This is a genomic window from Streptomyces sp. NPDC057002, assembly GCF_042673825.1.
Lineage (GTDB): Bacteria > Actinomycetota > Actinomycetes > Streptomycetales > Streptomycetaceae > Streptomyces.
This window is the reverse complement of record NZ_JBHURZ010000009.1, coordinates 95,316-119,047: the sequence shown is the minus strand read 5'-3', so window position 1 is coordinate 119,047 and position 23,732 is coordinate 95,316. Positions and strand designations below refer to the sequence as shown.

Below are 23,732 nucleotides of genomic sequence, written 5' to 3'. Positions count from 1 at the left end.
TTTCCCCCCGGGGCCCCCCCCCCCCCCCCCACCCCGGGGGGGGGCCCCCAACCCTTTGGGGCCCCCCCCCCCCGGCGGCACGTTTCTGCGCTGGCCCCTGGGGGGCTCAGGCCTCTTCGTGGGAGGCGACCGCGCGGCGCGCGTCCGCGTCCAGGACACCCCAGCTGATCAGCTGCTCGGTGAGGACCGAGGGCGACTGGTCGTAAATGACGGCGAGTGTGCGCAGGTCGTCCTGGCGGATCGAGAGCACCTTGCCGTTGTAGTCGCCGCGCTGCGACTGGATCGTGGCCGCGTAGCGCTGCAGGGGGCCCGCCTTCTCGGCCGGCACCGTGGCCAGCCGCTCCAGGTCCAGGACCAGCTTCGGCGGCGGCTCGGCGGCGCCGCCCGGGGTGGTGCCCGGGAGCAGCTCCTGCACGGGGACGCCGTAGAAGTCCGCCAGCTCGGCAAGGCGCTGCACGGTCACGGCGCGGTCGCCGCGCTCGTACGAACCGACCACGACCGCCTTCCAGCGTCCCTGGGACTTCTCCTCGACACCGTGGAGGGAAAGGCCCTGCTGGGTGCGGATCGCCCGGAGCTTGGCCCCGAGCTGTTTGGCGTATTCGCTGGACATATAGCTCCCCGGCACTGTGTCGACGCGGTCAGCTGTGTTGCCGGACCGCGCGGCTGGTAACTCACTGTGAGGTTACGCAGCGTTACTCTGCCGCGTCAAGCCGAATGGTCCGCACCGACTCTTCCGTGGTATCGGCACTCTGTTAGGCCGAACGGGTGATCCGAGGGGGCCGTCGGGGTGATCGCGGGGACCTGCTACCGTGTATGGCGCAATCCCGACGTCCTTTAAGGTCCGTCCCGTGAGGCGGAGAAGGAGGTCCGTTTCTTATGGACACGCACGACACGCAGTCCGATGCCCGGCCCGTTCTCGAAGGGCCCGACATCGCGCGGGTGCTGACCCGCATCGCCCACGAGATCGTCGAACGCGCCAAGGGCGCCGATGACGTGGTGCTCCTCGGCATTCCGACCCGGGGCGTCTTCCTCGCCCGGCGGCTCGCCGACAAGCTCGAGCAGATCACCGAACGCAAGGTTCCGTGCGGCTCGCTCGACATCACCATGTACCGCGACGACCTGCGCATGCACCCACCGCGTGCGCTGGCCCGCACGGAGATCCCCGGTGACGGCATCGACGGCAAGCTGGTCGTCCTCGTCGACGACGTGCTCTTCTCCGGCCGCACCATCCGGGCCGCCCTCGACGCGCTGAACGACATCGGGCGCCCGCGCGCGGTGCAGCTCGCCGTCCTCGTCGACCGTGGTCACCGCGAACTGCCCATCCGCGCCGACTACGTCGGCAAGAACCTCCCCACGTCGTTGCGGGAGACGGTCAAGGTCCAGCTCGCCGAGGAGGACGGTCGCGACACCGTGCTGCTCGGTGCCAAGCAGACCTCCCAGTAGCGCTTCAGGCGTACGCCGCCGTCGTACGCCGGCTCAGTGCGCCCCCGCGCGCACCCGTCTGCCCGAATTCTCCTGAACTGCCTTACGGAGCCTGACAGATGCAGCGTCATCTCATCTCGGCCGCCGACCTCACCCGCGACGACGCCGTCCTGATCCTCGACACCGCCGAGGAGATGGCCCGGGTCGCCGACCGGCCGATCAAGAAACTGCCGACCCTGCGCGGCCGCACGATCGTCAACCTCTTCTTCGAGGACTCCACCCGGACCCGGATCTCCTTCGAGGCCGCCGAGAAGCGGCTGTCCGCGGACGTCATCAACTTCTCCGCCAAGGGCTCCAGCGTCTCCAAGGGCGAGTCCCTGAAGGACACCGCCCAGACCCTGGAGGCCATGGGCGTCGACGCCGTGGTCATCCGGCACGGCGCCTCCGGAGCCCCGTACCGGCTGGCCAACTCCGGCTGGATCGACGCGGTCGTCGTCAACGCCGGCGACGGCACCCACCAGCACCCCACGCAGGCCCTGCTGGACGCCTTCACCATGCGCCGCCGTCTGGTCGGCCCGGACGCCGGGATCGGCCAGGACCTCGCCGGCCGGCGCATCACCATCGTCGGCGACGTCCTGCACAGCCGGGTCGCCCGCTCCAACGTCGACCTGCTGCACACCCTGGGCGCCGAGGTCACCCTCGTCGCCCCGCCGACCCTGGTGCCCGTCGGCATCGAGACCTGGCCGTGCGAGGTGTCGTACGACCTCGACAGCACGCTGCCCAAGTCCGACGCGGTGATGATGCTCCGCGTGCAGCGCGAGCGTATGAACGCCGCCTTCTTCCCGACCGAGCGCGAGTACTCCCGGCGCTACGGCCTCGACGGCGAGCGCATGGCGCGGATGCCCGAGCACGCCGTCGTGATGCACCCCGGCCCGATGGTCCGGGGCATGGAGATCACCGCCGAGGTCGCCGACTCCGACCGCTGCACCGTCGTCGAGCAGGTCGCAAACGGAGTGTCCATCCGGATGGCCGTCCTGTACCTGCTGCTCGGTGGCAACGAGCCCGCCGTAACCCAGTCCCGTACCGAGGAGAAGTAAGACCGATGAGCAAGATCCTGATCCGTGGTGCGAAGGTGCTGGGCGGCGAGCCGCAGGACGTGCTGATCGACGGCGGGACCATCGCCGAGGTGGGTGCCGGTCTGAGCGCCGAGGGCGCCGAGGTCGTCGAGGCCGAGGGCAACGTGCTGCTGCCGGGCCTGGTCGATCTGCACACCCATCTGCGGGAGCCCGGCCGTGAGGACTCCGAGACCGTCCTGACCGGCACGCGGGCGGCGGCGAGCGGCGGCTACACCACCGTGTTCGCCATGGCCAACACCTTCCCGGTCGCCGACACCGCCGGTGTCGTCGAGCAGGTCTGGCGGCTCGGCAAGGAGCACGGCTACTGCGACGTCCAGCCGATCGGTGCCGTCACCGTCGGGCTGGAGGGCAGGAAGCTCGCCGAGCTGGGCGCCATGCACGAGTCGGCCGCCGGTGTCACCGTCTTCTCCGACGACGGCAAGTGTGTCCACGACGCCGTGATCATGCGCCGCGCCCTGGAGTACGTGAAGGCCTTCGGCGGTGTCGTCGCGCAGCACGCGCAGGAGCCGCGGCTGACCGAGGGCGCCGAGATGAACGAGGGCATCGTCTCCGCCGAGCTGGGGCTCGGGGGCTGGCCCGCGGTGGCCGAAGAATCGATCATCGCCCGGGATGTCCTGCTCGCCGACCACGTCGGCTCCCGCGTCCACATCTGCCACCTGTCGACCGCCGGCTCCGTCGAGATCGTCCGCTGGGCCAAGTCCCGCGGCATCGCCGTCACCGCCGAGGTCACCCCGCACCACCTCCTCCTCACGGATGAGCTGGTGCGCACGTACAACCCCGTCTACAAGGTCAACCCGCCGCTGCGCACCGAGCGCGACGTGCTGGCCCTGCGCGAGGCGCTCGCCGACGGCACGATCGACATCGTCGCCACCGACCACGCCCCGCACCCGCACGAGGACAAGGACTGCGAGTGGGCCGCGGCCGCCATGGGCATGGTCGGCCTGGAGACCGCGTTGTCAGTGGTGCAGGAGACCATGGTCGACACGGGTCTGCTGGACTGGGCCGGCGTCGCCGACCGGATGTCCGTCAAGCCCGCGCAGATCGGACAGGCCACGGGCCACGGACGTCCCGTCTCGGCAGGTGAGCCCGCCAACCTCACCCTGGTCGACACGGCATACCGTGGGCTCGTGGAACCCGCGGGCTTCGCCTCGCGCAGCCGCAACACCCCCTACGAGGGGCGCGAGCTGCCGGGCCGTGTGACGCACACGTGGCTGCGGGGCAAGGCCACGCTCGTCGACGGGAAGCTCACGTGACACCTGTATTCCTGCTGGCCGCCGAGAAGGAATCGGCGCAAGTGACCGACTGGGCCGCCCGCATCGGCTGGGTCGTCGGCCTCGCCCTCTTCGTCGCGCTCGTCTACTGGCTGATGCGCGAGGGCTGGAAGTGGCGCGGCACCCTCCAGGGCGACCTGCCCGAGCTGCCCGCCGCCCCGGCCGACCCGGGCCCCGAGAAGCTGGCCATGAGCGGCCGCTACCACGGCTCCACCACCGCCGGTCAGTGGCTCGACCGCATCGTGGCCCAGGGCCTGGGCACCCGCAGCCGCGCCGAGCTGACCCTCACGGACGCCGGCCTCGACGTCGTACGCCCCGGGGCGAGCGACTTCTTCGTCCCGGCCGAGCGGCTCCGTGAGGCCCGGCTCGACAAGGGCATCGCCGGCAAGGTCCTCACCGAGGGCGGCCTGCTGATCGTCACCTGGTCGCACGGCGACCGGCTGATCGACTCCGGGTTCCGCTCCGACCACGCGGCCGAGCACAACGAGTGGGTCGAGGCCCTCAACTCCATGATCGAAACGAACACCAGGGAAGGCGTCGAACGATGACCACCTCCACAAGGGGAGCTGCCAGGACTCCCGCCGTACTCGTCCTGGAGGACGGCCGGATCTTCCGCGGCCGCGCCTACGGGGCCGTGGGGGAGACCTTCGGCGAAGCGGTGTTCTCCACCGGCATGACCGGCTACCAGGAGACCCTCACCGACCCCTCGTACCACCGCCAGGTCGTGGTGATGACCGCCCCGCACGTGGGCAACACTGGGGTGAACGACGAAGACCCCGAGTCCAGGAAGATCTGGGTCTCCGGGTACGTCGTGCGCGACCCCGCGCGCGTGCCGTCCAACTGGCGCTCCCGGCGCTCGCTGGACGAGGAGCTGGCGAAGCAGGGCGTCGTCGGCATCTCCGGCATCGACACCCGTGCCCTCACGCGGCATCTGCGCGAGCGCGGCGCCATGCGCGTCGGCATCTTCAGCGGGGAGGCGGTGCGGGAGGACGGCGCGCTGCTGGCCCGCGTCCAGGAAGCCCCCCAGATGAAGGGCGCGAACCTCTCAGCCGAGGTCGCCACCACCGAGCCTTACGTCGTCCCGGCGATCGGCGAGAAGAAGTTCACCGTCGCCGCCGTCGACCTCGGCATCAAGGGCATGACCCCGCACCGCATGGCCGAGCGCGGCATAGAGGTGCACGTGCTCCCGGCCACCGCGACCGTCGAGGACGTCTACGCGGTCGAGCCCGACGGCGTGTTCTTCTCCAACGGCCCGGGCGACCCGGCCACCGCCGACCACCCCGTCTCCGTCATGCGGGGCGTCCTGGAGCGCGGCACCCCGCTCTTCGGCATCTGCTTCGGCAACCAGATCCTGGGCCGCGCCCTCGGCTTCGGCACCTTCAAGCTGAAGTACGGCCACCGCGGCATCAACCAGCCGGTGCAGGACCGTACGACCGGCAAGGTCGAGGTCACCGCGCACAACCACGGCTTCGCCGTCGACGCACCGCTCGACCAGGTCTCCGAGACCCCGTTCGGCCGCGCCGAGGTGTCGCACGTCTGCCTGAACGACAACGTGGTGGAGGGGCTGCGGCTTCTCGACCGCCCCGCGTTCAGCGTCCAGTACCACCCCGAAGCGGCAGCCGGCCCGCACGACGCCGCCTACCTGTTCGACCGCTTCGTATCCCTGATGGAGGGCCAGCGTGCCTAAGCGCACCGATATCCAGTCCGTCCTGGTCATCGGCTCCGGCCCGATCGTCATCGGTCAGGCCGCCGAGTTCGACTACTCCGGCACCCAGGCGTGCCGCATCCTGCGCGCCGAGGGCCTCCGGGTCGTCCTGGTGAACTCCAACCCGGCGACGATCATGACCGACCCGGAGATCGCCGACGCCACGTACGTCGAGCCGATCACCCCCGAGTTCGTCGAGAAGATCATCGCCAAGGAGCGCCCCGACGCCCTGCTGCCCACCCTGGGCGGCCAGACGGCCCTCAACACGGCCATCTCGCTGCACGAGGCGGGGACCCTCGACAAGTACGGCGTCGAGCTCATCGGCGCCAACGTCGAGGCGATCAACAAGGGCGAGGATCGCGACCTCTTCAAGGAGGTCGTCGAGGCCGTACGCCAGAAGATCGGGCATGGCGAGTCCGCCCGCTCGGTGATCTGCCACTCGATGGAGGACGTGCTCGCCGGCGTCGAGACGCTCGGCGGCTACCCGGTCGTCGTCCGCCCCTCCTTCACCATGGGCGGCGCCGGCTCCGGCTTCGCCCACGACGAGGAGGAGCTGCGCCGCATCGCCGGGCAGGGCCTCACGCTCTCGCCGACCACCGAGGTGCTCCTGGAGGAGTCCATCCTCGGCTGGAAGGAGTACGAGCTGGAGCTGATGCGCGACAAGCACGACAACGTCGTGGTCGTCTGCTCCATCGAGAACTTCGACCCCATGGGCGTGCACACCGGCGACTCGATCACCGTCGCGCCCGCGATGACGCTGACCGACCGCGAGTACCAGACCCTGCGCGACGTCGGCATCGCCGTCATCCGCGAGGTCGGTGTCGACACCGGCGGCTGCAACATCCAGTTCGCGGTGAACCCCGAGGACGGTCGCGTGATCGTCATCGAGATGAACCCGCGCGTGTCGCGTTCCTCGGCGCTCGCCTCCAAGGCGACCGGCTTCCCGATCGCCAAGATCGCCGCCAAGCTCGCCGTCGGCTACACGCTCGACGAGATCCCGAACGACATCACGCAGGAGACCCCGGCCTCCTTCGAGCCGACGCTCGACTACGTGGTCGTGAAGGCCCCGCGCTTCGCCTTCGAGAAGTTCCCCCAGGCCGACTCCACCCTCACGACCACCATGAAGTCGGTCGGTGAGGCCATGGCCATCGGCCGCAACTTCACCGAGGCCTTCCAGAAGGCCCTGCGCTCGCTGGAGAAGAAGGGCAGCCAGTTCACGTTCGTCGGCGCGCCCGGCGACAAGGCCGAGCTGCTCCGCGAGTCCGTCCGCCCCACCGACGGCCGCATCAACACCGTCATGCAGGCCATCCGCGCGGGCGCCACCCCCGAGGAGGTCTTCGAGTACACGAAGATCGACCCGTGGTTCGTCGACCAGCTCTTCCTGATCAAGGAGATCGCGGACGAGCTGGCCGAGGCGCCCGAGCTGACCGCCGGCCTGATCGCCGAGGCCAAGCGGCACGGCTTCTCCGACACGCAGATCGGCGAGATCCGCGGCCTGCGCGAGGACGTCGTCCGCGAGGTCCGGCACGCGCTGGGCATCCGCCCGGTCTACAAGACGGTCGACACCTGCGCCGCCGAGTTCGCCGCGAAGACGCCGTACTTCTACTCCTCCTACGACGAGGAGAGCGAGGTCGCGCCCCGCGAGAAGCCGGCCGTCATCATCCTGGGCTCCGGCCCGAACCGCATCGGCCAGGGCATCGAGTTCGACTACTCCTGCGTCCACGCCTCCTTCGCGCTGAGCGACGCGGGCTACGAGACGGTGATGGTCAACTGCAACCCGGAGACCGTCTCCACCGACTACGACACCTCGGACCGTCTGTACTTCGAGCCGCTGACGCTCGAGGACGTGCTGGAGATCGTCCACGCCGAGCAGCAGGCCGGACCCGTCGCGGGCGTCGTCGTCCAGCTCGGCGGCCAGACCCCGCTGGGCCTGTCGCAGGCGCTCAAGGACAACGGCGTGCCGATCGTCGGCACCTCCCCGGAGGCCATCCACGCCGCCGAGGACCGGGGCGCCTTCGGACGGGTCCTCCAGGAGGCCGGCCTCCCGGCCCCCAAGCACGGCACCGCCACCACATTCGCCGAGGCCAAGGCCATCGCCGACGAGATCGGCTACCCGGTCCTGGTGCGTCCGTCGTACGTCCTCGGCGGGCGCGGCATGGAGATCGTCTACGACGAGACGCGCCTGGAGGCGTACATCTCCGAGTCGACGGAGATCAGCCCGTCCCGGCCGGTCCTGGTCGACCGGTTCCTCGACGACGCGATCGAGATCGATGTCGACGCGCTCTACGACGGCCAGGAGCTCTACCTCGGCGGCGTCATGGAGCACATCGAGGAGGCCGGCATCCACTCCGGCGACTCGGCGTGCGCCCTGCCCCCGATCACGCTCGGCGGCTTCGACATCAAGCGTCTGCGGGCCTCCACGGAGGGCATCGCGAAGGGCGTCGGGGTGCGCGGCCTGATCAACATCCAGTTCGCGCTGGCGGGCGACATCCTCTACGTCCTGGAGGCCAACCCGCGCGCCTCCCGGACGGTCCCCTTCACCTCGAAGGCGACGGCGGTGCCGCTGGCCAAGGCCGCCGCCCGGATCTCGCTGGGCGCGACCATCGCCGAGCTGCGCGCAGAGGGCCTGCTCCCGGCCACCGGTGACGGCGGCGAGCTCCCGCTCGACGCGCCGATCTCCGTCAAGGAGGCCGTCATGCCGTGGTCGCGCTTCCGCGACATCCACGGGCGCGGCGTCGACACGGTCCTCGGCCCGGAGATGCGCTCCACGGGCGAGGTCATGGGCATCGACTCCGTCTTCGGCACGGCGTACGCCAAGTCGCAGGCGGGCGCCTACGGCCCGCTGCCCACCAAGGGCCGCGCCTTCATCTCGGTCGCCAACCGTGACAAGCGCTCGATGATCTTCCCGGCGCGCGAGCTGGTCGCCCACGGCTTCGAGCTGATGGCCACGTCCGGCACGGCCGAGGTGCTCAAGCGCAACGGCATCAACGCCACCGTCGTGCGCAAGCAGTCCGAGGGCACCGGCCCGAACGGCGAGAAGACCATCGTCCAGCTCATCCACGACGGCGAGGTCGACCTCATCGTCAACACCCCGTACGGCACGGGCGGCCGCCTCGACGGCTACGACATCCGTACGGCGGCCGTGGCACGGTCCGTGCCCTGCCTGACGACGGTCCAGGCGCTCGCGGCGGCGGTCCAGGGCATCGACGCCCTCAACCGCGGCGACGTGAGCGTCCGGTCGCTCCAGGAACACGCGGAACATCTGACCGCGGCCCGCGACTAGCAGCCCCGAGGGGGACACCGGAAACGGTGTCCCCCTCTTCGTGAGGACGTCACGTCTTCGTGAGGACATCATGTACAAGATCTTCTTCAGTCTCCTCTTCAAGCGGCTGGACCCGGAGCAGGCGCACCACCTCGCCTTCCACTGGATCCGCCTGGCCGCCCGCGTTCCCGTGCTGCGCACCTTCCTCGCGGCCGCCCTCGCGCCCCGCCACAAGGAACTGCGCACGGAGGCCTTCGGGCTGCGCATGCACGGCCCCTTCGGGCTCGCCGCGGGCTTCGACAAGAACGCCGTGGGCATCGACGGCATGGCGATGCTCGGCTTCGACCACGTCGAGATCGGCACGGTGACCGGCGAGCCGCAGCCCGGCAATCCCAAGCAGCGGCTGTTCCGGCTGGTCAAGGACCGGGCGCTGATCAACCGCATGGGCTTCAACAACGACGGCTCGCTCCGCGTCGCCGCCCGCCTGGCCTCCCGTACGCCGGTCTTCAGGACCGTCGTCGGCGTCAACATCGGCAAGACCAAGGTCGTACCCGAGGAGGAGGCCGTCGGGGACTACGTGAAGTCCGCCGAGCGGCTGGCGCCCTACGCCGACTACCTCGTGGTCAACGTCTCCTCGCCGAACACGCCCGGTCTGCGCAATCTGCAGGCCACGGAGGCGCTGCGTCCCCTGCTGAGCGCCGTCCGCGAGGCCGCCGACGGTGCGGTGTCGGCGCGGCGTGTCCCGCTCCTGGTCAAGATCGCGCCGGACCTCGCCGACGAGGACATCGACGCGGTCGCCGACCTCGCCGTGGAGCTGGGCCTGGACGGCATCATCGCCACCAACACCACCATCGCGCGTGAAGGACTCGGCCTGAAGTCCGACCCCTCCCTGGTCAAGGAGACCGGCGGCCTGTCCGGGGCGCCCCTGAAGGAACGCTCCCTTGAGGTCCTGCGCCGCCTCTACGCGCGCGTGGGCGACCGGATCACCCTGGTGGGCGTGGGCGGCGTCGAGAACGCCGAGGACGCCTGGCAGCGCATCCTGGCCGGTGCCACGCTGGTCCAGGGCTACAGCGCCTTCATCTACCAGGGGCCCTTCTGGGGCCGCGCGATCCACAAGGGGCTCGCCGCGCGCCTGCGCACCAGCCCGTACGCCACGCTCGCCGACGCGGTGGGCGCAGACGTGAGGAAGACGGCATGAGCGGTCTCGAACCCTTCGGCGCGCGCCTGCGTCGGGCCATGGACGAGCGCGGCCCGCTCTGTGTCGGCATCGACCCGCACGCCTCCCTGCTCGCCGAGTGGGGCCTGAACGACGACGTGACGGGCCTGGAGAGGTTCAGCCGCACGGTCGTCGAGGCCCTGGCCGACCGGGTCGCCGTGCTCAAGCCGCAGAGCGCGTTCTTCGAGCGCTTCGGCTCGCGCGGTCTGGCCGTCCTGGAGGCTTCGGTGGCCGAGGCCCGGGCGGCGGGCGCCCTGGTCGTCATGGACGCCAAGCGCGGCGACATCGGCTCGACCATGGCCGCGTACGCCGAGTCGTTCCTGCACAAGGACGCACCGCTGTTCTCCGACGCGCTGACGGTCTCGCCCTACCTCGGCTACGGCTCGCTCAGCCCGGCCGTCGCACTGGCCCGGGAGAGCGGCGCCGGGCTGTTCGTGCTGGCGCTGACCTCCAACCCGGAGGGCGGCGAGGTCCAGCACGCCGTACGTTCCGACGGCCGGAACGTCGGAGCGACGATGCTCGCGCACCTGTCCGCCGAGAACGCGGGGGAGGAGCCCCTGGGGTCCTTCGGCGCGGTCGTCGGTGCCACTCTCGGTGACTTGTCGTCGTACGACCTGGACATCAACGGCCCGCTTCTCGCACCCGGCATCGGCGCCCAGGGGGCCACGCCGGCCGATCTTCCGGGGGTCTTCGGGGCGGCGGTGCGCAATGTCGTGCCGAACGTCAGCCGGGGAGTGCTACGCCACGGTCCCGACGCGGTCGCGCTGCGTGACGCCGCGGAACGCTTCGCGGAGGAGATCCGTCACGCTGTGACCTCCTCCTGACCACTTCCTGACCTTCTTGTGAGTCCTCCGATGAGTGGCCGGGGGCGGGCTTGAGTCTGAATACATCCTCAAATCCGGGGCAGTATGTCCTAAATGTCTGTTCAGATGAAGGCTGACCAGGACTTTTCCGCTGTTCTCGCTGACTCTGGCGGACTTGCCCGCTAGTCTCCGACGAGAGTCAACGGGCAAGCGTGTTGCTCGTGGCTCCCCAGGTGTGGGGCGACTAGGTTCCTCACCGGTCCGTATCCGACAGTTCGACATCCGAGGTGACGTAGGCGTGGCTCTTCCGCCCCTTACCCCTGAACAGCGCGCAGCCGCGCTCGAAAAGGCCGCCGCGGCTCGCCGGGAGCGGGCCGAGGTCAAGAATCGACTCAAGCACTCCGGCGCCTCCCTCCACGAGGTCATCAAGCAGGGCCAGGAGAACGACGTCATCGGCAAGATGAAGGTCTCCGCTCTCCTTGAGTCCCTGCCGGGCGTGGGCAAGGTCCGCGCCAAGCAGATCATGGAGCGACTCGGCATCTCCGAGAGCCGTCGTGTGCGTGGTCTCGGCTCCAACCAGATCGCCTCCCTGGAGCGCGAGTTCGGCAGCACCGGCAGCTGAGTCCGGACCACTCCGGTTCAACTGGAATAATCGCTGCATGACTGAACGTCCGCGGCTGACCGTGCTCTCCGGCCCCTCGGGGGTCGGCAAGAGCACGGTCGTCGCTCATATGCGCAAGGAACACCCCGAGGTCTGGCTCTCGGTGTCGGCGACGACCCGTAAGCCCCGCCCCGGCGAGAAGCATGGTGTCCACTACTTCTTCGTCACCGACGACGAGATGGACAAGCTGATCGCCAACGGCGAACTGCTGGAGTGGGCCGAATTCGCCGGCAACCGCTACGGCACGCCGCGTGCGGCCGTGCAGGAGCGCCTGGAGGCCGGTGAGCCGGTCCTCCTGGAGATCGACCTGCAGGGTGCCCGTCTGGTCCGGGAGTCGATGCCCGAGGCCCAGCTGGTGTTCCTGGCTCCTCCCTCCTGGGAGGAGCTGGTGCGCAGACTCACCGGGCGGGGTACCGAACCGCCCGAGGTGATCGAGCGCCGGCTCGAGGCGGCGAAGATCGAACTCGCCGCCGAGCCGGAGTTCGACACCACCCTGGTCAACACCGCCGTCGAGGACGTGGCTCGCGAGCTGCTAGCCTTGACGAACGTCGTGTGACCATCGCTGATCGTCCCGGTCCGCGCTGATCACCCCGACAGATTCTTTCCCACCCATCGGAAGGTAGAGCGTGTCCTCTTCCATCTCCGCGCCCGAGGGCATCATCAACCCGCCGATCGACGAGCTCCTCGAGGCCACCGACTCGAAGTACAGCCTCGTGATCTACGCGGCCAAGCGGGCCCGCCAGATCAACGCGTACTACTCGCAGCTCGGCGAGGGCCTCCTCGAGTACGTCGGTCCCCTCGTCGACACCCACGTCCACGAGAAGCCGCTCTCGATCGCCCTCCGCGAGATCAACGCGGGGCTGCTCACGTCCGAGGCCGTCGAGGGCCCGGCGCAGTAAGTAGTATTTCCAGCTTGACGCTGACTTTTCCACAGGCCCGGCAGGTCGACTGCCGGGCCTGTGGTGTGTCATGGAGTCGTACGTTGTGCCGGTTGCCGAGGTCCGGGGAGAAACGGTGGACAAGCCGAAGGTCGTTCTGGGGGTCAGTGGCGGCATCGCCGCGTACAAGGCCTGTGAGCTGCTGCGGCGGCTGACGGAGTCGGGCCATGACGTGCGTGTGGTGCCCACGGCCTCCGCGCTGCACTTCGTCGGCGCCGCCACCTGGTCCGCGCTCTCCGGGCACCCGGTCTCCACCGAGGTCTGGGACGACGTCCACGAGGTCCCGCACGTCCGCATCGGACAGCATGCCGACCTGGTCGTCGTCGCCCCGGCCACCGCCGACATGCTCGCCAAGGCGGCCCACGGCCTCGCCGACGACCTCCTGACCAACACCCTGCTCACCGCCCGCTGCCCGGTCGTCTTCGCCCCCGCCATGCACACGGAGATGTGGGAGCACCCGGCCACCCAGGAGAACGTGGCGACGCTGCGCCGCCGCGGCGCCGTGGTCATCGAACCGGCCGTGGGCCGTCTCACCGGCGTCGACACGGGCAAGGGCCGGCTGCCCGACCCGGGCGAGATCTTCGAGGTGTGCCGCCGGGTGCTGGCCCGGGGCGTGCGGGAGCCGGACCTCAAGGGCCGGCACGTCGTGGTCAGCGCGGGCGGCACCCGCGAGCCCCTGGACCCGGTCCGGTTCCTGGGCAACCGCTCCTCCGGCAAGCAGGGGTACGCCCTCGCCCGCACGGCGGCCGCGCGCGGCGCCCGCGTCACGCTGATCGCGGCCAACAGCACCCTGCCGGACCCTGCCGGGGTGGACGTCGTCCCCGTCGGCACGGCCGCGCACCTGCGCGAGGCGGTGCTGAGAGCCGCCGCGGACGCCGATGCCGTGGTCATGGCGGCGGCGGTGGCGGACTTCCGGCCGGTGACCTACGCGGCCGGGAAGATCAAGAAGAAGGACGACCAGGAGCCGGAGCCGATCGTCCTGGCGCGTAATCCGGACATCCTTGCGGAGATCTCCACCGACCGGGTTCGCCCCGGACAGGTGATCGTCGGCTTCGCCGCGGAGACGGACGACGTGCTCGCCAACGGCCGCGCCAAACTGAAGCGCAAGGGCTGCGATCTGCTGGTGGTGAACGAGGTCGGGGAGCGCAAGACCTTCGGTTCCGAGGAGAACGAAGCCGTCGTTCTGGGCACCGACGGCAGCGAGACCGCGGTGCCGTACGGACCCAAGGAAGCCCTGGCCGAAACCGTGTGGGACCTGGTGGCCGGGCGCCTCGGCTGATGTTTCAGTCGCCCTGCGCCTTCGTGAAACCCGGCCGATCGGGGCGTGGCGCCTCTGGCCAACGCAGGTCGGGATTGGGCAGAATGCCCGTGCCGCAGGTCACAGCACTTCCGAGTGGCGAGACAGGGGGGCCGTGGCCGAAGCGTGACCCGTAAACTGTTCCACGGACGGCGCGAGGTGCAGCCCCCGCCGTCCGCCAATGATCAGCCAGCAGCCGCTGCAACCCCAGGGAGCGTTGTGTCCCGTCGCCTGTTCACCTCGGAGTCTGTGACCGAGGGTCACCCTGACAAGATCGCTGACCAGATCAGCGACACCATTCTCGACGCGTTGCTCCGCGAGGACCCGACCTCTCGGGTCGCCGTCGAGACTCTGATCACGACCGGCCTGGTGCACGTGGCCGGCGAGGTCACGACCAAGACGTACGCGGACATCGCGACGCTGGTCCGGAACAAGATCCTCGAAATCGGCTACGACTCCTCGAAGAAGGGCTTCGACGGCGCCTCCTGCGGCGTCTCGGTGTCCATCGGCGCACAGTCCCCGGACATCGCCCAGGGTGTCGACACGGCGTACGAGTCCCGTGTCGAGGGCGATGAGGACGAGCTCGACAAGCAGGGCGCGGGCGACCAGGGCCTGATGTTCGGCTACGCGACGGACGAGACCCCGACGCTGATGCCGCTGCCGATCTTCCTGGCCCACCGCCTGTCCAAGCGCCTGTCCGAGGTGCGCAAGAACGGCACCATCCCTTACCTGCGCCCGGACGGTAAGACCCAGGTCACCATCGAGTACGACGGTGACAAGGCGGTCCGCCTGGACACCGTCGTGGTCTCCTCCCAGCACGCCTCCGACATCGACCTGGACTCGCTGCTGGCTCCGGACATCAAGGAGTTCGTCGTCGAGCCGGAGCTGAAGGCGCTGCTCGACGAGGGCATCAAGATCGACACGGAGAACTACCGTCTCCTGGTCAACCCCACCGGCCGCTTCGAGATCGGCGGCCCGATGGGTGACGCCGGCCTGACCGGCCGCAAGATCATCATCGACACCTACGGCGGCATGGCCCGCCACGGCGGCGGTGCCTTCTCCGGCAAGGACCCGTCCAAGGTCGACCGCTCCGCGGCGTACGCGATGCGCTGGGTCGCCAAGAACGTCGTCGCCGCGGGCCTCGCCACCCGCTGCGAGGTCCAGGTCGCGTACGCGATCGGCAAGGCCGAGCCGGTGGGCCTGTTCGTCGAGACCTTCGGCACCGCCAAGATCGACACGGACAGGATCGAGAAGGCGATCGACGAGGTCTTCGACCTCCGCCCGGCCGCCATCATCCGCGACCTCGACCTGCTCCGCCCGATCTACGCCCAGACCGCGGCGTACGGCCACTTCGGCCGCGAGCTTCCCGAGTTCACGTGGGAGCAGGCGGACCGTGTGGACGCGCTGCGAAAGGCGGCGGGCCTGTAGGTCCGACGCCCTCACGGCACCGAGTGAGGCCCGGCACCCTTCGGGGGGCCGGGCCTCGTCGTCGCCCGGGGGCTTCGCCGGCCCCGCCGGTTGTCAGTGGTGTTTGGTAAGAATGCAAGCGTGAGCAGCGAGAACGGACAGGCGGACGGCGGTGCGGAGGGTGCGCCGCCCGAGCAGCTCGCGCTCATCCGGGAGAGCGTGCGGAAGGCCAAGACGCCACGGGCCAAGCCGCGGACCTGGCGGGGAGCCGCGCTCGCCAAGGAGCTGCCGGTGGCGCGCGTCCTGGTCGACAAGGGCGTGCTCCATCTCGACCGGTACTTCGACTACGCGGTGCCCGAGGAGCTGGACGCCGAGGCCCAGCCGGGCGTGCGGGTGCGGGTGCGGTTCGGGGCCGGGCGGCACCGGGTGCGGGACGGGCGGCGCGAGGGCGGCGGGCTGATCGACGGGTTCCTCGTCGAGCGACTGGCCGAGTCCGAGTACTCCGGCCCGCTGGCCGCCCTGGCCCAGGTCGTGTCACCGGAGCGGGTGCTGAGCGTGGAACTGCTGGGGCTGGCCCGGGCGGTCGCCGACCGGTACGCGGGCAGCCTCGCGGATGTCCTGCAACTCGCCGTGCCGCCGCGTAACGCGCGCGCCGAGCAGCGCGCCTCGCCCGTCCCCCTGCCGCCGCCTCCGGCCCCCGAGGCGGGATCCTGGCAGCGGTACGAGCGGGGAGCGGCCTTCGTGGAGTCGCTGGCGTCCGGCGGTGCGCCACGGGCCGTGTGGAACGCGCTGCCGGGGCCGCAGTGGAGTGAGGAGCTGGCCCGGGCCGTCGCGGCGACACTGGCCTCCGGGCGCGGGGCGCTCGTCGTCCTGCCCGACGGACGGGCCGTCGCGCGAGCGGACGCCGCACTGACCTCCCTGCTCGGGGAGGGGCGGCACGCGGTGCTCACCGCCGACGCGGGGCCCGAGAAGCGGTACGCGCAGTGGCTCGCGGTGCGGCGCGGTTCCGTGCGGGCCGTGATCGGTACGCGGGCCGCGATGTTCGCGCCGGTGCAGGACCTCGGGCTCGTGGCCCTCTGGGACGACGGGGACGACAGCCACAGCGAGCAGCACGCCCCGCAGCCCCATGCGCGGGAGGTGCTTCTGCTGCGCGCGGCCCAGGACAAGTGCGGCTTCCTGCTGGGCAGCTGGGGTTGCACGGTGGAGGCCGCACAGCTCGTCGAGAGCGGGTGGGCCCGGCCGCTCGTCGCCGGACGGGAGCAGGTCCGGGGAGCGGCTCCGCTCGTGCGCACCGTGGGGGACGGGGACCTCGCCCGGGACGAGGCCGCCCGGGCCGCCCGGCTGCCGACCCTCGCCTGGCAGGCCGTCAGGGACGGCCTGCGGCACGGCCCGGTGCTGGTGCAGGTGCCCCGGCGGGGATATGTGCCGCGCATGGCATGCGCCAACTGCCGGGCACCCGCGCGGTGCAGGCACTGCTCCGGGCCGCTGGAGACACGGGACGGCGGTGCCCTGTGCTGCGGATGGTGCGGCCGCGAGGAGAACGGCTGGCACTGCCCGGAGTGCGGCGCCTTCCGGCTGCGCGCTTCGGTGGTGGGCGCGCGGCGGACCGCCGAGGAACTCGGTCGGGCCTTCCCCGCGGTTCCGGTACGGACCTCGGGGCGTGAACACGTGCTCGACACGGTCCCTGGGGCGCCCGCGCTGGTGGTGAGCACGCCGGGGGCCGAGCCGGTCGCCGAGGGCGGGTACGCGGCGGCGCTGCTGCTGGACGGCTGGGCCATGCTCGGGCGGCCCGATCTGCGGGCCGGGGAGGACGCGTTGCGGCGGTGGATCGCGGCCGGGGCACTCGTCCGGCCGCAGTCGGCAGGCGGCACGGTGGTGGTCGTCGCCGAGCCGACGCTGCGGCCCGTCCAGGCGCTCGTACGGTGGGATCCCGTCGGTCACGCGGTGCGGGAACTCGCCGAGCGGGCCGAGCTGGGGTTTCCGCCGGTCTCGCGGATGGCGGCCGTGTCGGGGCCGGCCGAGGCGGTGGCCGAGTTTCTCCGTACGGCGGAACTGCCGCCGGAGGCGGAGGTGCTGGGGCCGGTGCCGTTGCCCGTCCCCGCCGCGGGGCGACCGCGGCGGACGGGGGCGCCGCCGCCCGGGGAGCAGTGGGAGCGCGCGTTGCTGCGGGTACCGCCCGGGAAGGGGGCCGCGCTGGCCGCCGCGCTCAAGGCCGCGCAGGCAGCTCGGATGGCTCGGGGGAGTGGGAGCGGGGACGGTGTCTGGGTGCGGATCGATCCGGCTGACATCGGGTGAGCCGCAGAGCGGGTGAGCTGTCGCGGAAGGTCCGGCAGGGTGTCGCCCGGATGTGCGACTGCCCTCCCGAAGGCGTCCCGGGAGGGCAGGGCGAGGGGCGGTTCAGCCGTTGCGCGGGCCGGGGAACGCCGTCGGCCGTGCCTCGTCGCGGAGTGCGGGGCTGCCTGCCGTCGGCTGCGTGGGCATGGAGCGGGCGGCGGGGACCGTCGGGACCGTGGGCAGGCCGGTGGGCATACCGACCGCGCGACCGCCCGTCGGCTCCGGTGTGCGCTCCGGCTCGGTGGCGGCCGCCTGGGCCGTGGTCGCGGCACGGCGTGCGCCGTAACGGCGGTGCACCGCCTGTTTGGTGACTCCGAGCGCGGAGCCCACCGCGTCCCACGAGAAGCCGAGTGAGCGGTCGAAGTCCACGGCCGCGGTGACCAGGGTCTCGACACTGTCCCGCAGCTCCTGGGCGAGACGTACCGTCGGGGCGGGGGCGCGTCCGTAGACGACGAAGCCCGTGGAAGGGCCGGAGCGGCGCGGGCGGTAGACATTGCCCAGCTGGGCGGTGAGGGTGCGCAGTGCGTCCACCTGCCGGCGGACCCGCTCGATGTCCCGCACCAGCAAGTGCAGGCTGGCCCGAGCCTGGGCGTCGTGGGTTGCGTGGTCGGCCATGAACAAGCCTCTCGAACCGGCGTTGAAAGGAATGGGCCGTGATCACGGCCCGTTGTGGTCAACTCTGTCTTGACCAACGCGGATTCGCTCCGCGGGTCACGGTGTGGGGGCGTAGGGGCATATGCGTGCGCCTGTTTGCGCGGGGTGTGCGCCTCGGCCTTCGGCCTTCGGCCTTCGGCCTGTGTCTCCCACCCGCGCACCGCCCGTAACAGCCGATGAAGAGGCCGAGCTCTCCCGTGGGGGCCGGGCGCCGTCGGCGGCTTTCCGTGCGGGCCTCATAGACTTGGGCGTTGCCCGTTGTCGATCCCCGCCCCCGAGAGGCCCCCACCACCCCATGAAGCTCGTCTTCGCCGGTACACCCGAGGTCGCCGTTCCCGCTCTGGACGCTCTTCTCGCCTCCGGGCGGCACGAGGTGGCCGCTGTCGTCACGCGGCCCGACGCGCCGGCCGGGCGCGGGCGCAGGCTGGTCGCGTCGCCCGTCGCCGAGCGGGCGGAGGAGGCCGGGATCGAGGTGCTGAAGCCCGCGAAGCCGAAGGACCCCGAGTTCCTGGAGCGGCTGCGGGAGATCGCGCCGGACTGCTGTCCCGTCGTCGCCTACGGCGCGCTGCTGCCCCGCGTCGCCCTCGACGTCCCCGCGCACGGCTGGGTCAACCTGCACTTCTCGCTGCTGCCGGCCTGGCGCGGGGCCGCGCCCGTGCAGCACGCCATCATGGCCGGCGACGAGATCACCGGGGCATCGACGTTCCTGATCGAGGAGGGGCTCGACTCGGGGCCGGTGTACGGGACGGTGACCGAGGAGATCCGGGCCACCGACACCAGCGGGGACCTGCTGACGCGGCTCGCCTTCGCCGGTGCCGGGCTGCTCGCGGCGACCATGGACGGGATCGAGGACGGCACGCTGAAGGCCGTACCGCAGCCGCCCGACGGCATCAGCCAGGCGCCGAAGGTCAACGTCGAGGACGCGCACCTCGACTGGGCCGCCCCCGCGCTGCGCGTCGACCGGATGGTGCGGGGCTGCACCCCGGCCCCCGGCGCCTGGACCACGTTCCGCGGCGAGCGGCTCAAGCTCATCCAGGTCACCCCCGTGCCCGACCGGGCGGACCTCGCCCCGGGGCAGATCTCCGCGGGGAAGAACAACGTGTACGTCGGCACCGGTTCGTACGGTGTCGAGCTGCTGTGGGTGCAGGCCCAGGGCAAGAAGCCGATGAGGGCCGCGGACTGGGCGCGCGGTGTGCGGATCGCCGACGGGGAGCGGCTCGGGGGCTGATGGCCCTGCTCCCGGCGGCGTAGGCTGGACGGCGCACTTCTTCTCACACCCGGAGCACCTTTTTCGTGAGCGAACAGCCCCGTCGGCCCCGTACGTCCGGCAAGCCCTACCGTCGGCCCAAGAAGGACCCCGTCCGCATCCTCGCCTTCGAGGCGCTGAGGGCGGTGGACGAGCGGGACGCCTACGCCAACCTCGTCCTGCCGCCGTTGCTGCGCAAAGCGCGGGAGAACGAGGGACCCGAGAAGTTCGACGCGCGGGACGCGGCGCTCGCCACCGAGCTGGTGTACGGGACCCTGCGGTGGCAGGGGACGTACGACGCGGTCATCGCGAGCTGCGTGGACCGGCCGCTCGGGGACGTCGACCCGCCGGTGCTGGACGTGCTGAGCCTCGGTGCGCACCAGTTGCTCGGGACGCGGATCCCGACCCACGCGGCCGTGTCCGCCACGGTCGAGCTCGCGCGCGTCGTGCTCGGCGACGGACGGGCCAAGTTCGTCAACGCCGTCCTGCGGAAGATCGCGCAGGACGACCTGGACGGCTGGCTCGAGCGGGTCGCGCCGCCTTACGACAAGGATCCCGAGGACCACCTCGCCGTCGTCCACTCGCATCCGCGATGGGTCGTGTCCGCGCTGTGGGACTCCCTCGGCGGCGGGCGGGCCGGCGTCGAGGAGCTGCTGCGCGCCGACAACGAGCGGCCCGAGGTGACCCTGGTGGCGCGGCCCGGGCGGGCCACCACAGGGGAACTGCTCGATGAGGACGCCGCCGTTCCGGGGCGCTGGTCGCCGTATGCGGTACGGCTGACCGAGGGCGGCGAGCCGGGCGCCATCGAGGCCGTCCGGGACGGGCGCGCGGGCGTGCAGGACGAGGGCAGCCAGCTCGTCGCGATCGCCCTCGCCAACGCGCCGCTGGACGGGCCCGACCGGCGGTGGCTCGACGGGTGCGCGGGGCCCGGCGGCAAGGCCGCGCTGCTCGGCGCCCTCGCCGCCGAACGGGGTGCGACGCTGCTCGCCTCCGAGAAGCAGCCGCACCGGGCCGGGCTCGTGGCCAAGGCGCTGGAGGGCAATCCCGGGCCGTACCAGGTGATTACCGCGGACGGGACCCGACCGGCGTGGCGGCCCGGCAGCTTCGACCGGGTTCTGGTCGATGTGCCGTGCACCGGTCTGGGCGCCCTGCGGCGCCGCCCCGAGGCACGCTGGCGGCGTCGGCCCGACGACCTGGAGGGGTTCGCTCCGTTGCAGCGCGGGCTGCTGCGCACGGCCCTGGAGTCGGTGCGGGTCGGCGGCATAGTGGGCTACGCGACGTGCTCGCCGCACCTCGCCGAGACCCGGGCCGTGGTCGCCGATGTGCTCAAGCAGGTGCCGGACACCGACCTCGTCGACGCGCGGCCGCTGCTGCCCGGCGTACCGGATCTGGGCGACGGGCCCGACGTCCAGCTGTGGCCGCATCTGCACGGCACCGACGCCATGTACCTGGCCCTCATTCGCCGGACCGGCTGACCCCCACCCCGACGCTCTCCTGGTGTGCCGCACCGCCGTCCTCCCTGGCCAGCCGGTGCGGCCACCACACCTTCGGTCCTACGTCCAGGAACAGCGACGTCACCAGGACCGAGCGCACGATGAACGTGTCGATGAGGACGCCGAGGGCCACCGCGAAGCCGATCTCGGCGAAGGCGACCATCGGGAGGGTGCCGAGGGCGGCGAACGTGCCGGCCAGCACCAGGCCCGCGGAGGTGATGACCGCGCCGGTGGCGGCGAGCCCCGTGACCACGCCCTCTCTGGTGCCCTTGCGGGCCGCCTCCTCGCGGATGCGGGTGGTGAGGAAGATGTTGTAGTCGATGCCCAGGGCGACCAGGAAGACGAAGACGAACAAGGGGAAGTCGGTCGCCTCGCCCGCGTAGTCGAAGATGTGGCGGAACGCGAGCGCGCTGAGGCCCAGGGCCGCCGTGAAGGACAGGATCACCGTCCCGACCAGCAGCAGCGGGGCGAGCAAGGACCGTAGCAACGCGCACAGGATCAGCAGGACGACCGCCAGGACCAGCGGGATGATCACGATGTTGTCGTGGATCGTCGCTCTGTCCATGTCGATGAGCCCGGCCGTGGCGCCGCCCACCTGGGCGTCCGCGTCCGGCACCGCGTGCACCGCGTCCCGCACCCTGTCGACGGTCTGCTTGGCCGCCTCGCTGTCCGCCGGATCGGCCAGGGTCGCCTCGAACAGCACCTTGCCCTCGTACACGGGTTTCGTGGCCGGGGGCAGGCCGAGCGAGGTCGGCACGACGCCCTCGGTCCCGGCGACCGCGCGGCCCACCTGCCGGGCCTGTGCCTGGTTGGAGACGATGACGAGCGGACTGCCGCTGCCGGCGGGGAAGTACTGCTCGGAGACCTCCTGGCCGACAATGGAGTCCGGCTTGCCCGTGAACGCGTCGGCATTGCTGATGCCCTCCGCGCGCAGCTGGATGAGACCGAGCGAGCAGACCGCGAGGACGAGAGCCGTCACCGCCCACACCGTGCGCGGGCGGCGGGCGATACGGCGGCCGGTGCGGGCCCAGACACCGCGCCCGGTGGGGTCGGCCGAGCCGAGGTGCGGGATCACCGGCCAGAAGATCCAGCGGCCGAAGATCACCAGCAGGGCCGGGAACAGGGTCATCATCGCCAGGAGGGCGACCGCCACGCCGATCGCGGCGACCGGGCCCAGACCGCTGGTGGAGTTCATCTCCGCGACCAGCAGCACCAGCATGCTCAGCACGACCGTCGCCCCGGAGGCGAGCACGGCCGGGCCTGCCCGGTGCAGGGCGAGCGCCATCGCCTCGTGCCGGTCCTCGTGGCGGCGCAGTTCCTCCCGGTAGCGCGCCACGAGCAGCAGCGCGTAGTCCGTCCCCGCGCCGAACACGAGCACCGTGAGGATGCCGGCGCTCTGCCCGTTGACCGTCAGTCCGGCGTGCTCGGCGAGGAAATAGATCAGCGCCTGCGCCGTGAACAGCGCCGCGATCACGGCGAGCAGCGGGACCAGCAGCAGGGTGGGACTGCGGTAGGTGATCAGCAGCATGACGATGACGACGGCCATGGCCGACACCAGCAGCGTCGAGTCGATGCCCTCGAAGGCCTTGGAGAAGTCCGCCGACGTGCCACCCGGCCCGGTGATGTGCACGGCGAGGCCGCCGTGGCTGTCACCGGTGACGTCCCGCATGGAGTCGACCGCGGGCGCGATCCGCTCCCAGCCCTTCTCGTCCATCGTGATCGGTACGAGGATCTCCGCCGCCCGGGGATCGGCCGGCCGGTCGTAGACGGGCCCCCGGGTCTCCGCGCCCCGGATGCCGTGGTCGCTCAGCTGCCTCAGCTCTGCCGCGTCCTCGGTGATCTGCGCACGGTCCTGTGCGGTGAGCCCGCTGTCCCGGGCATAGACGACGACCGCGGGGATCTGCTCGGGCCGGAAGTCCTTCGACAGCTCGAGCACCTGCGTCGACTCCGCGGACCCCGGCAGCCAGGACGCCGCGTCGTTGTCCTGGGCGTCGGTGAGCTTCATCGCGAACGGCGCCACCACGAACAGCACGACCAGCCACAACCCCAACACCAACCACTTGGCCCGCCGCCCGCAGACCAGATGCCCGATGCCCCGGTTGTTCGTCATCCTGACCTCCGCACCGATGCTCCGAAGGGGCCAGTGCCCGGACCCCCACCGCCCGAGCCCGGCGCAGCGCATAGGGTTAGGCCATGGCCGCGCAGATCAACCCCAGCATCCTGTCCGCCGACTTCGCTCGCCTCGCGGACGAGGCGAAGGCGGTGGAGGGAGCCGACTGGCTCCACGTCGACGTCATGGACAACCATTTCGTCCCGAACCTCACGCTCGGGGTGCCGGTCGTAGAGTCTCTCGCCCGTGCGACGGACACTCCGCTGGACTGCCATCTGATGATCGAGGCCCCCGATCGGTGGGCGCCCCAGTACGTGGAGGCGGGGGCCGGTTCCGTCACCTTCCATGTCGAGGCGGCCGCCGCACCGGTCCGGCTCGCCCGGGAGATCCGCGCCAAGGGCGCCCGCGCCTCCATGGCGCTGAAGCCCGCGACCCCCATCGAGCCGTACGAGGACCTGCTCCCCGAGCTCGACATGCTGCTGATCATGACGGTTGAACCGGGCTTCGGGGGACAGGCCTTTCTCGACATCATGCTTCCGAAGATTCGCCGCACCCGCGAGTTGATCAGCAAGCACGGACTGGAGCTCTGGCTCCAGGTCGACGGCGGAGTTTCGGCTTCCACCATCGAGCGGTGCGCCGACGCCGGAGCCGATGTCTTCGTGGCCGGATCGGCGGTCTACGGAGCAAAAGACCCGGCCCAGGCGGTACGTGCACTACGCACGCAGGCTGAGGCGGCGACGGCCAAGGCATCCTGGGCCTGCGACCACTGAGCCACAG

The 23,732-nt window shown here is 71.2% G+C and carries 20 protein-coding genes; 17 read left to right on the top strand and 3 right to left on the bottom strand.

Annotation, left to right across the window (positions count from 1 at the left end; all coding sequences use genetic code 11):
* Window positions 1-106 precede the first annotated feature (106 nt).
* Window positions 107-610: a transcriptional regulator BldD gene (gene bldD / locus ACFT32_RS35875; protein WP_018570201.1), complete on the bottom strand. Its 504-nt coding sequence runs from the start codon at window positions 608-610 to the stop codon at window positions 107-109.
* Window positions 611-876: 266 nt separating this feature from the next.
* Between bldD and pyrR the strand changes: the two genes are divergently transcribed.
* The 14 genes from pyrR (at window position 877) to ACFT32_RS35805 (ending at window position 17,413) form a co-directional block, all read left to right on the top strand.
* Window positions 877-1,443 (top strand): bifunctional pyr operon transcriptional regulator/uracil phosphoribosyltransferase PyrR, encoded by a 567-nt coding sequence (gene pyrR, locus ACFT32_RS35870; protein WP_184597184.1) that lies wholly within the window; start codon window positions 877-879, stop codon window positions 1,441-1,443.
* A gap of 98 nt (window positions 1,444-1,541) precedes the next feature.
* Window positions 1,542-2,519 (top strand): aspartate carbamoyltransferase catalytic subunit, encoded by a 978-nt coding sequence (locus ACFT32_RS35865; protein ID WP_382497589.1) that lies wholly within the window; start codon window positions 1,542-1,544, stop codon window positions 2,517-2,519.
* Between the two features lie 5 nt (window positions 2,520-2,524).
* A complete protein-coding gene (locus ACFT32_RS35860; RefSeq protein ID WP_382497587.1) occupies window positions 2,525-3,811 on the top strand; it encodes a dihydroorotase in 1,287 nt (428 codons plus the stop codon).
* Window positions 3,808-4,377 carry a hypothetical protein gene (locus ACFT32_RS35855; RefSeq protein WP_382497585.1) on the top strand — a complete coding sequence of 190 codons (570 nt, stop codon included), beginning with the start codon at window positions 3,808-3,810 and terminating at the stop codon, window positions 4,375-4,377. Before ACFT32_RS35860 ends, ACFT32_RS35855 begins: the two co-directional genes overlap by 4 nt.
* A complete protein-coding gene (gene carA, locus ACFT32_RS35850) occupies window positions 4,374-5,516 on the top strand; it encodes a glutamine-hydrolyzing carbamoyl-phosphate synthase small subunit (protein ID WP_382497584.1) in 1,143 nt (380 codons plus the stop codon). Before ACFT32_RS35855 ends, carA begins: the two co-directional genes overlap by 4 nt.
* Window positions 5,509-8,817 (top strand): carbamoyl-phosphate synthase large subunit, encoded by a 3,309-nt coding sequence (carB, locus tag ACFT32_RS35845; protein ID WP_382497582.1) that lies wholly within the window; start codon window positions 5,509-5,511, stop codon window positions 8,815-8,817. The genes carA and carB overlap by 8 nt, the downstream gene beginning before the upstream one ends.
* Window positions 8,818-8,887: 70 nt before the next feature.
* On the top strand, window positions 8,888-9,994 hold the full coding sequence (locus ACFT32_RS35840) for a quinone-dependent dihydroorotate dehydrogenase (RefSeq protein WP_382497580.1): 1,107 nt from the start codon (window positions 8,888-8,890) through the stop codon (window positions 9,992-9,994).
* Window positions 9,991-10,836: an orotidine-5'-phosphate decarboxylase gene (gene pyrF / locus ACFT32_RS35835; RefSeq protein WP_382497578.1), complete on the top strand. Its 846-nt coding sequence runs from the start codon at window positions 9,991-9,993 to the stop codon at window positions 10,834-10,836. The genes ACFT32_RS35840 and pyrF overlap by 4 nt, the downstream gene beginning before the upstream one ends.
* Before the next feature lie 277 nt (window positions 10,837-11,113).
* Window positions 11,114-11,437 (top strand): integration host factor, encoded by a 324-nt coding sequence (locus ACFT32_RS35830; RefSeq protein WP_003977346.1) that lies wholly within the window; start codon window positions 11,114-11,116, stop codon window positions 11,435-11,437.
* A gap of 37 nt (window positions 11,438-11,474) precedes the next feature.
* Entirely contained in the window at window positions 11,475-12,032 is a 558-nt protein-coding gene (gene gmk / locus ACFT32_RS35825) for a guanylate kinase (RefSeq protein ID WP_382497575.1), read from the top strand.
* Between the two features lie 70 nt (window positions 12,033-12,102).
* A complete protein-coding gene (gene rpoZ, locus ACFT32_RS35820) occupies window positions 12,103-12,375 on the top strand; it encodes a DNA-directed RNA polymerase subunit omega (RefSeq protein WP_003988945.1) in 273 nt (90 codons plus the stop codon).
* A 115-nt stretch (window positions 12,376-12,490) separates the two neighbouring features.
* Window positions 12,491-13,693, top strand: a complete 1,203-nt coding sequence (gene coaBC, locus ACFT32_RS35815) for a bifunctional phosphopantothenoylcysteine decarboxylase/phosphopantothenate--cysteine ligase CoaBC (protein ID WP_382497573.1) — start codon at window positions 12,491-12,493, stop codon at window positions 13,691-13,693.
* A gap of 237 nt (window positions 13,694-13,930) precedes the next feature.
* Window positions 13,931-15,139 (top strand): methionine adenosyltransferase, encoded by a 1,209-nt coding sequence (gene metK / locus ACFT32_RS35810; protein ID WP_215122649.1) that lies wholly within the window; start codon window positions 13,931-13,933, stop codon window positions 15,137-15,139.
* 120 nt (window positions 15,140-15,259) lie between these two features.
* Window positions 15,260-17,413 carry a primosomal protein N' gene (locus tag ACFT32_RS35805; RefSeq protein WP_382497571.1) on the top strand — a complete coding sequence of 718 codons (2,154 nt, stop codon included), beginning with the start codon at window positions 15,260-15,262 and terminating at the stop codon, window positions 17,411-17,413.
* A 102-nt stretch (window positions 17,414-17,515) separates the two neighbouring features.
* Here ACFT32_RS35805 and ACFT32_RS35800 read toward each other — a convergent pair whose 3' ends face one another.
* The gene (locus ACFT32_RS35800) at window positions 17,516-18,067 is read right to left on the bottom strand and encodes a hypothetical protein (protein ID WP_382497570.1); all 552 of its coding nucleotides are present in this window, start codon (window positions 18,065-18,067) and stop codon (window positions 17,516-17,518) included.
* A 334-nt stretch (window positions 18,068-18,401) separates the two neighbouring features.
* Here ACFT32_RS35800 and fmt point away from each other — a divergent pair, with 334 nt between their 5' ends.
* Window positions 18,402-19,334, top strand: coding sequence for a methionyl-tRNA formyltransferase (gene fmt / locus ACFT32_RS35795; protein ID WP_382497568.1), 933 nt, complete (start codon window positions 18,402-18,404; stop codon window positions 19,332-19,334).
* 65 nt (window positions 19,335-19,399) lie between these two features.
* The gene (locus ACFT32_RS35790; protein WP_382497566.1) at window positions 19,400-20,827 is read left to right on the top strand and encodes an RsmB/NOP family class I SAM-dependent RNA methyltransferase; all 1,428 of its coding nucleotides are present in this window, start codon (window positions 19,400-19,402) and stop codon (window positions 20,825-20,827) included.
* On the opposite strand, the gene ACFT32_RS35785 is transcribed toward ACFT32_RS35790, so the two are convergent.
* Window positions 20,808-22,955, bottom strand: coding sequence for an MMPL family transporter (locus ACFT32_RS35785; protein WP_382497564.1), 2,148 nt, complete (start codon window positions 22,953-22,955; stop codon window positions 20,808-20,810). The two genes, ACFT32_RS35790 and ACFT32_RS35785, sit on opposite strands and share 20 nt — an antisense overlap.
* An 83-nt stretch (window positions 22,956-23,038) precedes the next feature.
* Between ACFT32_RS35785 and rpe the strand changes: the two genes are divergently transcribed.
* On the top strand, window positions 23,039-23,725 hold the full coding sequence (rpe, locus tag ACFT32_RS35780; RefSeq protein ID WP_382497563.1) for a ribulose-phosphate 3-epimerase: 687 nt from the start codon (window positions 23,039-23,041) through the stop codon (window positions 23,723-23,725).
* The last annotated feature ends 7 nt before the right edge of the window (window positions 23,726-23,732 follow it).